Below are 10,399 nucleotides of genomic sequence, written 5' to 3'. Positions count from 1 at the left end.
GGAGCGTCCTGGGCGCATTACGACCGCCTCCAGCCTGCGGACCCCACGCTGGCTTGGTCCCACCACTGCCACCGGCAGCCACCGACGGCTGACCACCCATAACAGGCGCATACCCCGGAACAGCAGGCGGCCCTAGCGGAACCTGACCCGGCACAGGAGCAGCGCTCGGGAGCGTCCTGGGCGCATTACGACCGCCTCCAGCCTGCGGACCCCACGCTGGCTTGGTCCCACCACTGCCACCGGCAGCCACCGACGGCTGACCACCGGGAGGCGCATAAATGTGGAATGCATCAGCCGGGAGCAGAGCCGACGGATACGGATTGGGCGAGGCACTCGGATGCGTACGAGGCGCATTGCGACTACCTCCAGCCTGCGGACCCCATGCGGTGGTCCCAGGCGCAACAGAATGAGTTGCGGCATGCGGGCCCAAAGCAGGCACGCTTCCGCTGCTCGGCCCGGCAACTGCGGACGCAAACGATACCGACGTCGGCGGAGCCACGCGGCTGGCTGAACCACCGGCATGTGAGACAGGCGGGTGCGCCCAGTTAAGGGTCCTCGACGGCTTGACACGGTCCAGCGGGTTACCGCTCGCGGGGTACTCCGGCCGGATACCGGATGCAGCTGCGCGGGCATCGGCAGCCGCTAGAGCGCTATCAGGGTCCCCCGCAGCTGGTCGCTCCGTCGGACTCTCGGAACCCCCACTCGAAGGTGTGAACCCCGTGTTGCTGTCACTGATCGGCGATTCTTGATTTGTGTGGCTTGTTTTAAAATTAGCGGCAGGAACAACACCGGAAGGCGTTTCGATGGTCATTTTCCGCGAGTAGTAGGGTTCGCCTTCTACGGAGCTGATACGGCGTTGAGCGTCAATGTGTCCGTAGACCGTAGTACCTCCCCTCATCAGGGAAGCGCTTTCCCTTTGCTTGTATTGGAGCTTAATTTGGACTGCAGACGCCGGGTAGAGCTTATCTACATCCTGCAGGAACTCCGCCTCGCGCTCTTTACATGCATTACAGGGGCCAGGATTAGAGAAGATTTCAAGAGTGACCTTCTTTGGCTTCATGTCTCGCGTTTCCTTCTTCGCCAGAAACGCATGGGCGAGACCCAGAGCCCCCACCTCGGCATCCTTTACCGAGGTTTTTTGCTCATCAAGATGCACTTTCTTGTTCTTAGGAAGGATCGCATACCTATCGATGTAGTAGTCGATGCCACTCCTACAGACTGGCGTCTCCCACGTCTTCACACCGTCGAAGTACACAACAACTTTAGCTACCGCCGCTGCCTGCTTAGTCGCTTTGAGTCTTTCTGCTAACTCATCGAACGACTCACTCCTATTAACTGCTATCTCATTAGGCGTGCTAGTACTAGCCGCGCGGACTTCGTTACTGGATGGCATGAAACCGCCTCCGAAAGGATGCCATGGAGAGCGTCGCACCGATAAAGTGCGGATGCTCGCATGGGAACTATCGCACTTCTGAGCAAGATTATTGACGACCCCTTAATAATCCCTTTATATCGACATGGTCATGAAGGATTCACATACCGAGCATTCTGGGTTGGCTACGCTTCAACTGATGCTTCAAGTGCCCGTGAGAGGGTGCTAACCTCGATCTTTCTTGAGGGTCCGCCGGCGGAGTCGGTGGGCCCTTTCGCTTTCCGGAGCTGGCAGTGGGCAGGCCGGCGGCCCGGTTGTCGCCTCGGGGGGCGCCGGGTTCCACTGCCCGGGGCGGGGTGATGTTGTCGTCGGGACGGTGGTGAGTTGCTGGTCAGCCGGAGATGGGCAGGAGCGCGAGCCGTTCGAGGGCGGCGGTGATCTCGCCGGTTCAGGGCCAGTGCTGGGTGAGGCGGAGGATGTTGCGCCGGCCGGTGGTGACGAGCTGAGCGACTGCGGAGAACAGGCGGAATCGCAGGCGGCGGGGTTCCAGAGCCAAGCCTTGCCGGTGAGGGCGAGCATGGGCATCCAGGCCAGCAGGTCGAGGACGAGCTGGACGATATCGAGCCAGTCCCTGTTCTGGGCTGTTGTGTGGAGGGGCAGATTGCGCAGGCCGGTGGAGCTCGTGGCCCGGATCCGGTCCTCGGCGCGGGCCCGTAGGCGGTGGCGGAGCTCGAGCTCGGCGATCGGCCGGTCGGGGTGTGGGTCGCGACGCACGTGATCCGCATGCCTTCCGCGTCCGTGATTCTCAACCGGGCGCCAGGATGGGGCCTTTCTCTTCGCACGATCAGTCGCATGCCCTTGGGGCTGTCGAGGAGCTTGCCGGTGAGCTCGGCAACCCAGGCCCCGTCACGGGCCTCACCGTCGAAGTCGACGGCTGGGGTCCAGGCTGAGGCGGGGGTCTTCAGTACGTGGTCGTGAATCGCTTCGGTGATCACCATGCCGACCGAGTAGGACAGCCATCGTCCTCACCTGGAGAGCCAGGACACAAAGTCGTGGGTGCCGCCTGCGGAGTCCGTGCGGATCGGGGTCTGGCGCCCTCGCCGGTAGTGCTTGGGCAGTTGGGCCAGGGCGGGTTGGGCGGTGGCGATGTGGTCGGCTGCCGTGTTGGAGCCCGCGTTTCCCGGCCGCAGGAGGGCGGCGATCGGCTCCCCGGTTCCACCCGGTCTGTGGTCGACGAAGGCCGTCACCGGATGATGGCCGTAGGTCTTCTTCCACGTTGGCGCCGCGTCCTCCTTGTCTGAGTGGGCGATCATGAGGACGCCGTCGAGGTCGATGACGACCTGGCCCTCGGTAGCCGGGGCGGTCTTGCCGGCCAACGACCAGACACGGTAACGGACTTCGGACCGTGCGGACCGGATGCCCTGCAGGGCCTTCTCCCTGGAGGCGGCGAGGGCATCGATCAGGCGGGAGACGGTCGGGTCGGAGGCGACCGGGCCGAAGACGGCCGGCTCACACCGCAGCATCGCGATGTCCGCGAGGCAGTCCCCGCCCAGTGCGACCGCCAGGGCGACGTCCAGGAGGATCTTGCCGGGATCGTGGACGGCCCGCAGTTTGCGCCACGGAGCCAGAGCCTGGGATATAGCCTGGTCAAGACCGCTCTTGCGGACCGTTTCGACGAGCAAAACCTGCCCAGCCTGGGAGACGAACTGGCGGCCGTCGTCCTGGACCAGGGACCCGGGGATAGGACCCGATAGAGTGCTTCACCTGGAAAGTGCTCTTTTCCTTGCAGCCAACCCCAGCAAGTCCTACCGTTGCAGGTCAAGGGCGCTTTTCGTGTTTCTGATCAACCTCTGGACAGCCCTCTCATGAAAGCGCGAGGCTAAGGAACGTACGGGCGTTCCGGTTCGCCGGCCTAATCCTCTATGGCTCTTCTGCCGTCTCTTGTGAGTCTGTGCGGCGCTGGTGACTGAGCACGGGCACTTTGTCGAGTCGATTCTCATCGCTCTGAACGGGCCAGGACCGCGACTGACTCCCCGTGTGCCTGAAGGCACACCTGAACCGATGTCAGAACACCGGCGGTGGGTCGGTGAGGGGGCATCCACCCTGGTTCGCATAGAGAAGCGCGCTCTCCGAGCGGGCACTGAGCGCAGTCGTTGTGCGCCTCGGTGCGGGCACGGGTGCCGGCGTGGGCACCGCCATTTGAGGCGGCGCGTGCGAGGACGTGGCATTATCAAGCGCCCCTTGCGCAGTGTTTCCTCACAGCATGCGACGTCGCCCATCTGGCAAGGCGTGAGGTGTGATGCTGTGTGGCCGGGCGGTTTGCGTGCGGCGTGAGGACGTTCCTCGGTCCGACCCGGATGTGGGGAGCGGGGCAGAAGCCGCGCTGGCCGTCGCGACATGGGTGTGCTGGGGAGAGGGCAGCACGTACCTGGGAGACTTGATCGGATCATAGCGGCGCGCACTGGTGCGTTGGCGAGCTTCCCGGGCGTCTTCGATGGAGCCGTAGTAGTGGACGGCATTGGCGAACCCTTGCGCGCGTTCGGCAAGAAACTCTGCGTAGAGATAAGCGCCTGCATGAATTTCCGATTTCAAAGATTCATAGATGATGTCCTCGGCGGGCGCCGGGTGTAGGAAATGTTTTCGAAATCCTTCTGCTACCACTCTTTCGAGAGCTCGCCTTTTCATGAATATTCCTTCAGCCGTCTCCGGGAGGATTAGTGCAGCCTGGCGGGCGGAGTACAAGTAATCATGCACCATGCGGTCCCAGAGGTTTTCTAGCCATTCATTATCTTGCCGCATGCTTCGATACAAGAGATCTTCGCTGACATTCGGAACAATATTACACTCCTCGTACGCCATCTCATCGGGAGTGGAGCGAATCCGCCCACGGCCATATGATTGAAGAATCTCGGGCTTGTATACGACCATTCGGTAATCAAGTACGTAGCCGGCGGGGGATCCTATCGTGGCCTTGAAGGCTGACCTCATGAGCACGGCAAAATCTTGATCGATGTTGCGTCCGCCGGCCAGCTCTTGCAGATCACGCTTCCTGAACCGATTGTACAACCCATACTTGTCGAGGAGCGCCTTGATCAATTCCTCTTGCTGGGCGGTGAACATTTCCTCCCTTGCCGACAGAATGCTATCGCTTGCTATTTTGCTGGATTTCGTTTGTAACATGCCGTAGAAATCACCCGTGGAGGTGTTGTCTCCGTCGTCGCACTCTCTGGTTCACCGACGCGATACGGTTGTTGTGATCGCGTGTGAGGATTTCCTGCCTGCAATGCTGCTGCAGAAGTTACGTCGGGCTGCTTCTGAGGCAGGAGGCGTGAGGAAACGGACGACACTTCACGCAAGATCGTGTGCGCATCGGCATCCGAGACGCGATGGTCCTCCGATGCAATAGCTCGCAGACGGGCAGAGGCAGCGCTGACCTCAGCGTGCGCCTCAGGCGACATGCCTGTGTGCCCGGGGAGGTGACTCAGTCGCAAAAGTCGTCCCAAGCCAGGATGCTGTCTCGTAAGTTGAAAGTACGGAGACAGCCAGGGCATAGCCGAAACGGTTTCCAAGCGGTGTTCAAGCTGAGGGCCGTCCATGGGCAGCATGGCCGTGAGCCCACCTGGCACATCCAGGTATAGAGCGCGTACCGGCGCTTCCACGGGCTGAATCACCAAGCGGACATCAAAGACGTACCAGCGGTACAGCTTGGTGCCCTCGGTGTTATGCTCGCCGGTTTCTTCCAGGGCAGACGTGATCTTTTCGTCCAGGGTATCGCTGTATCCACCGTGAGTCTTACCCAGGTAGGTTTCGTCGCTCGTTCCGCTGCCCGCGAAAGGTGTCGCACTGAAGTGGACGCCGCGCCCTGAGAAGACTTGTCTGTCGCTCTCCTTCTCCCGCTGGTCATATCGGCGTCCCTTCCATCGGCCGCCGTCACAGGGGCCGATGATGCGCGCATCGGTGATCCTCAAGCCTACGCGCAATGGGAGGTCCGCCACCGTTACCAGGTAGTCCATGGTCAGCAACGCCCGAAGGCGCGGACGCAGCCAAGCACTGCCCGTGCCGGCCGCGTAACGCCTGGCGGTGTCCGAAGCGGGGCGGCGATCGAGTCCTACAGTCAGGCTGAGAGGGTCAGCGGGCAAGGGTGGCCGATTCGCCTGCTTCAAGGCATGTGAGGCAAAGGCCAGCCAGGCATTCAGTGCGCCCGCTGCCGCCATCTCCCCCGGAAAGACGGACGCAAGAAACTGTGTGGGCAGCTCGGGAGCGAACGCTTTACCTGGCACGGCCGGTTGGCCCCACCACGGCTTGACCGACGCCGACGGCAAAGCGACAAGTTGGGGGGATGGAGGTACGGACTGGTGCGCCGGAACGGTCAGATGACTCGGCACGAGGAGGCGCACACCGACGCGCACGGGAGAGCCGTCCGCGGATGACCACTGCCAAAGGGAGCGCGCTGTACTGTCGCCGCCTCTGGTTCCTCGTGCCCGCCACAAGGAGCTGAGGGCTCGCAAAGGCGCGCCGATCGCTTCAGGAAGCTGTGCAGTTTCGCCCATCTCCACCGTCAGCTGGATTTGGTGGGTGAATTCATGGCAGCCATCGGGGTCTTTCGTGGTGGCACGGTAGATGTCTGTCGTCTTGGTGAGTTCTCTCTGCGCCTGTCCGCGAGCCGCAGCGAAACCGAGGGTGACGGCGAGGCCGCCTTGGCTGCGTTCGTTGTGGTCAGGATTGTGTGTGCCGCCATAGGCTGATGCATTCACCCCGGCCGTGAAGGTGGTCGTCTTCTTGCGCTCGCGATCGACTTCCTCGACACTCTCGCTTCTATGGGTGAGTTGCGTGTCCGGGCGCGGGCGACTGGAGTCGGCCGCTTCGATGAGGTGCGCCGTGACGCTTGCCCACAGTGTGCGAGAGGCGCCGAGCTGCTTGCTGTACGGCAGTGCTACGGAGACGGCGGAGCCGCTCAGGAGAAGGGGCATCTCGGCGATGAGATTCTCTTTGCGGAAGACGACCTCCAGAGCCCGCTGCAGGGGCTCGGCATGCTCCAGACCGGTGCTGGAGGCCTCGCGGATTATTCCCCGCTTTCGGGCTTGTTCCAACATCGTTTCCAGAACGGTGTCGTCTTGGAGAAGTTCGCAGTGCGCTATAGCCGTCGGCACCCTTCCGCCGTTGAAGTAGCGTCGGTCGGGCGGTACGAGGCTGGTCCTTCGGGTGCCCGGACGAGTGTCCTCCCATCGTCGGGCGGGCATGAGCAGCGTGGCACCTCGTGAGTAGGCCACGTAGAGCGGCGCAAGGTCAATCTGCTGCCTGCCCTTGGACAGCCCCAGCACCACCTCTAAGGCAAGGTCGCCTTCCAGGAGGACATTGTCTCCCTCATGCGTGGCCCTGCTGATGTGGACGGCGCCGCTCGCCTCACGCCGGGAGACGTGCCTGGACGATTTGGCGCTTGCTTCAGCGAGCAGAGCCAGATGAGCCGATGTGCTCCGCCTATCGGCGGTGCCGGACAGGTCGGCGCTCTCATCACCTTCCTGCGATCCGCTCAGCGATGCCTGCGGGCCGGCAGCCATGTGCAGAGCGGTCGACCAGCCTTGGTGCTTGTCTGAGCCAGCCTTGATCACGGCTTGCTGCAACGCTTCGATCTCGGTGGCACCGCCGACTGCTTGTAGCCGGGGGCGGCTCACCCGCAGCCGTAGCCGCATGGTCGCGGTCCAGCCATCGCCGCGCTCGTGGTCCAAGGTCAAACCGCGGTTACTGGCAAGGTATTTGAAGTCAGCGCACAGTGAGCCAGGTTGCAGCGCCTTGACGAACGCGTCCGGGAGCGGACCGTCGTAGAAGCGTGAGACGACATGGTGCAGTTGCGGCAGAGCCGGGAAGTGAGGATAGACGCCAGAGGTCCCCTGCTGAAGGCGCAGCGTGGTGTCCGGCGGGTCCGGCCAGTTGCGAGACAGGTGCAGACGAATGCCGTCCGGAGCGGCCTCGTCGATCGCGCGAGGCGGCATGGAGTCGTGGGGCACCGACACTTCAGCGACCAGCTCGTCGGGTTGCGCCAGCCACCACTGGCGCACGCCCAGAGGACTGCTGATCCGCACGTGGAAGCCGAGGTCCAGGGTGTGCCGGTCCGAGCCTCCCCCTGTCTCCTTGCGGACATATGTCTTGTCGGCCTTGGTGATCGAAAGGCCGCTGCCCCAGCTCAAGGTGCCGATCAGTCGAAGCCCTCCGAGTTGGAACCGGACCTTGTCGGCGACGTTGATGCGCACGCCGCCACCGAGGCTGCTCTTGACCGACTTGCGCGTGTCCCTGATCGCCGCCAAAGACATCCCCGTGGCGAGACGCGTGTTGACCCTCAAGTTGTCCTGAAACACTCCCCGGGAGTCGAGAAGCCTGGCTTGAAGGTCGATGGTGAAGGGAACCTTGTCCACCTGCACGGTACGGGACACGCCAGCAAGTAGATTGGTGAGGTCACCCTCCAGGGCAGGTGCACCGAAGTAGGCGTCCAGGAGCGCATCCGGCAGAACAGGGCTGTGCCGGCCTTTACTCGTCGTCGCCTCTCTCAGGGCTTGCCGCACGGAGTCGTGCACCACCTCTGCGCCGCCCATGCCGAGAGCCGTCCCCGTACCAAGTCCTATCCGGGCGGCCAGAGCCAGCGGCTCCCGTTCGTGCCGCCTCGGCTCGTAGAACGGTCCAGCCCAGACCGGCTGCCGAGGGGACAAACTGCTACTGAATACGGCCCGGGGAAGAGCCAGCACGTGGGGCTGCCCACCGATCCCTCCACTCTCAGGCGCTGACCCCGTAGCCGTCCTGTCCAAGTACGGACTGACCGCTCTGCCGAACGCACGTTCCTCGAAAGCGATGGGGCCTCCACCCCCGCGCCATGGCACACCCAGATCTGCGTAGACGGCCGCCTTCGTCACGGTGAGCGAGCGGTGTGTGGAGGTCACCCACTCGGCTTGCAGATGCAGAACAGACCCGTACCGGGCCATGTCATCCTCGAGGGTAAGCACCGTATGCGGCATGACCTGCGAGGTCAGGCGAGTGTGCCAGCCTCGCGCTGATGTGACGGTGACGGCGGCCTGCGGGGCGAGTCCGCGCACGACGTCACTGGGCAGCGCCTCGATGCCGAGTGCGTTCACGCCCACGGTGAGTGACCCTGCGCTCTCACCACCGCTGCTGCGGGTGATCGTGCCGCCGGTGCCCTGATCGGTGCGCGTGGTGGGCTTACGGCTGATCCCCAGGAGTTGCCCACTGTGCAAAGCGGCACTCACCCGAAAGTAGCCTCGAAAGGCCCCCAGTCCTGGCAGCTGGATCCCGTAAGAAAGCTCCGGAGAAGTATCCCCGCTCGTGAGCCACCATCTGCTGCGCGACCGCGCGGTGCGTTCATTGAGGAGGGCGTCCTGCGCCTGGCGGGTGACATCTGCAGCCGCGCTGGCGTCCAGGCCGGCGCTTCGCAGGTCGCGTTGGACCGCCGCAACGAAGGGCACCAGATCGATTGCGTTGAGCACCTCTCCGGGCCGACGATGCCGGGAGACAGACGTGGTCGGTGCCGAAGGCGCCTCAGCCTGGGCGGAGGGACCTTCGCTGACGTCGGCGTGCTCACGCGGATAGCTCACGCGCAGTCCACGTCCCACCACGACATCCGCACAGGCCACGCCGTCAACAAAGACCCGGAGTCGGATGTCGCTCCTGTAGGCCACCCGATCCAGAACCCGCAGCTTGTGACCGGAGATGACCGTTTGCTTGGTGGAGTGGGTACTGCTTGTCGCCGTTTCCGCACCCAGAACCGGTGCTCCTGGTGCCACCGCCTGCACTGCACCCGTCGCCAGCCTCAGGATGCCGAGGAGGCCCGCTTCCACAGTCCGGGTGGTGACGCGAGTGGTTTCCGTGCCACCCGCAGTGGAGTTGTAGGAGACGTCGTATTGCCGGTCTTCCGGCTCGGCTGCCTGCGGCAGAGGGGCCATGTTGTCCACCGTCGGGCAGAGCCAGACCAACCTGCCGTGCAAGCAGTGCAGTTCACCGAAGCGAAGCCTGTCCATCCACCCCTCGGGCTCTGGCTGCCTGATCAGGGCCGCAGCTGCGGCCCTGATGCCGGTCACCAGCTCTCTGTCACGCCCAGGCAGCTCCAGGCCGAACACCGCAGACATCGCCTCGTCGGTGACAGGTGGCACATGCTCGACTTGCAGGTCGCCTTGCAGACCGCGTCTCGCATACCACGGCCCTTGAGGCACGCGGTGTCGCGGCTCAGGCTCGGCGAACGGCTCAGTCATCAGATGTCCTTCTCCGTCCCCGGGACGCGAAAGCTGCGGATATCGGCTGGGCTCGCGGCGACGTACCGGCCGGCCTGGCCGCTACCTCGGCCTTGCGGCTGTGCCGTTGCCGACCCAGATCAGCGACGGAGCGCGGGCTGTGACGAGACACCCTGTCGGTGCACGCCCCCCGCCCTTTGTCCGTTACTGCTTGCGCTCGCCGATCTGACGGCATTCGGATCGACCCCCGGCAGTGTCACGGCAGCCGCAACATTCGGGGGAAGCGGGAGCGGCCTGACGATGGGTGGGCGCGGTCCTTGCGGAGTAGGGGGCAGGGGCCTGCCCGCGGGAATACCCGCGCGCGTCGACGCGCCGGTGGGAATAGGTACAGGCGCAGGCCTGTCCGAAGCTGGGGGCACAGGCGTGCCAGTCGGCTCGTGAGAACCACCGTTTCCGTCCAGACGTTGCCGGACCTGACGCGGCCCACCGGCCTCCCACGGCGGAGGCGAAACGACCCGCCCCGGTCGCTCCACCGCGTACGAAGAGGCCGACTCGCCACCGGACCGGCTCCCGCCCAGACGCGACCCACTGACCTCCCACGGCGGAGGCGAAACGACCCGCCCCGGTCGCTCCACCGCGCGAGGTTCTCCAAATCCGTGTTGCGGGTTCGAGCCCCTGGCGCCTTGCCTGAGAGTAATTCCCTGCTTCTTTAGTCCCTGGTCAAGAGCGTGATCCCACCATCTCTGGGCGTCCGGAAGGTCGTTTACCCACGCGGGAGCCGGCATGAGGAGACCCG

The 10,399-nt window shown here is 63.9% G+C and carries 2 protein-coding genes and 1 pseudogene; all 3 read right to left on the bottom strand.

All coding sequences use genetic code 11. The features are described 5' to 3' along the window. Nucleotides 1–1,820: 1,820 nt before the first annotated feature. A pseudogene (locus ACH4C6_RS33930) lies at nt 1,821–3,136 on the bottom strand (IS1380 family transposase). Between the two features lie 492 nt (nt 3,137–3,628). Further along, on the bottom strand, nt 3,629–4,492 hold the full coding sequence (locus ACH4C6_RS33925; RefSeq protein ID WP_398112522.1) for a hypothetical protein: 864 nt from the start codon (nt 4,490–4,492) through the stop codon (nt 3,629–3,631). Between the two features lie 32 nt (nt 4,493–4,524). After that, a complete protein-coding gene (locus ACH4C6_RS33920; protein ID WP_398112521.1) occupies nt 4,525–9,624 on the bottom strand; it encodes a hypothetical protein in 5,100 nt (1,699 codons plus the stop codon). Nucleotides 9,625–10,399 lie beyond the last annotated feature (775 nt).

Source organism: Streptomyces sp. NPDC017943 (assembly GCF_044328425.1).
In the GTDB taxonomy this organism is placed as follows: domain Bacteria; phylum Actinomycetota; class Actinomycetes; order Streptomycetales; family Streptomycetaceae; genus Streptomyces; species Streptomyces djakartensis_A.
Note: the sequence above shows the minus strand (reverse complement) of the source record. Positions and strands in the feature narration are given on the sequence as shown.

Excerpts from the sequence above, each read along its gene's own strand:
- ACH4C6_RS33925 (WP_398112522.1), bottom strand. The coding sequence starts at position 4,492 with ATGTTCACCGCCCAGCAAGAGGAATTGATCAAGGCGCTCCTCGACAAG.
- ACH4C6_RS33920 (WP_398112521.1), bottom strand. The coding sequence starts at position 9,624 with ATGACTGAGCCGTTCGCCGAGCCTGAGCCGCGACACCGCGTGCCTCAA.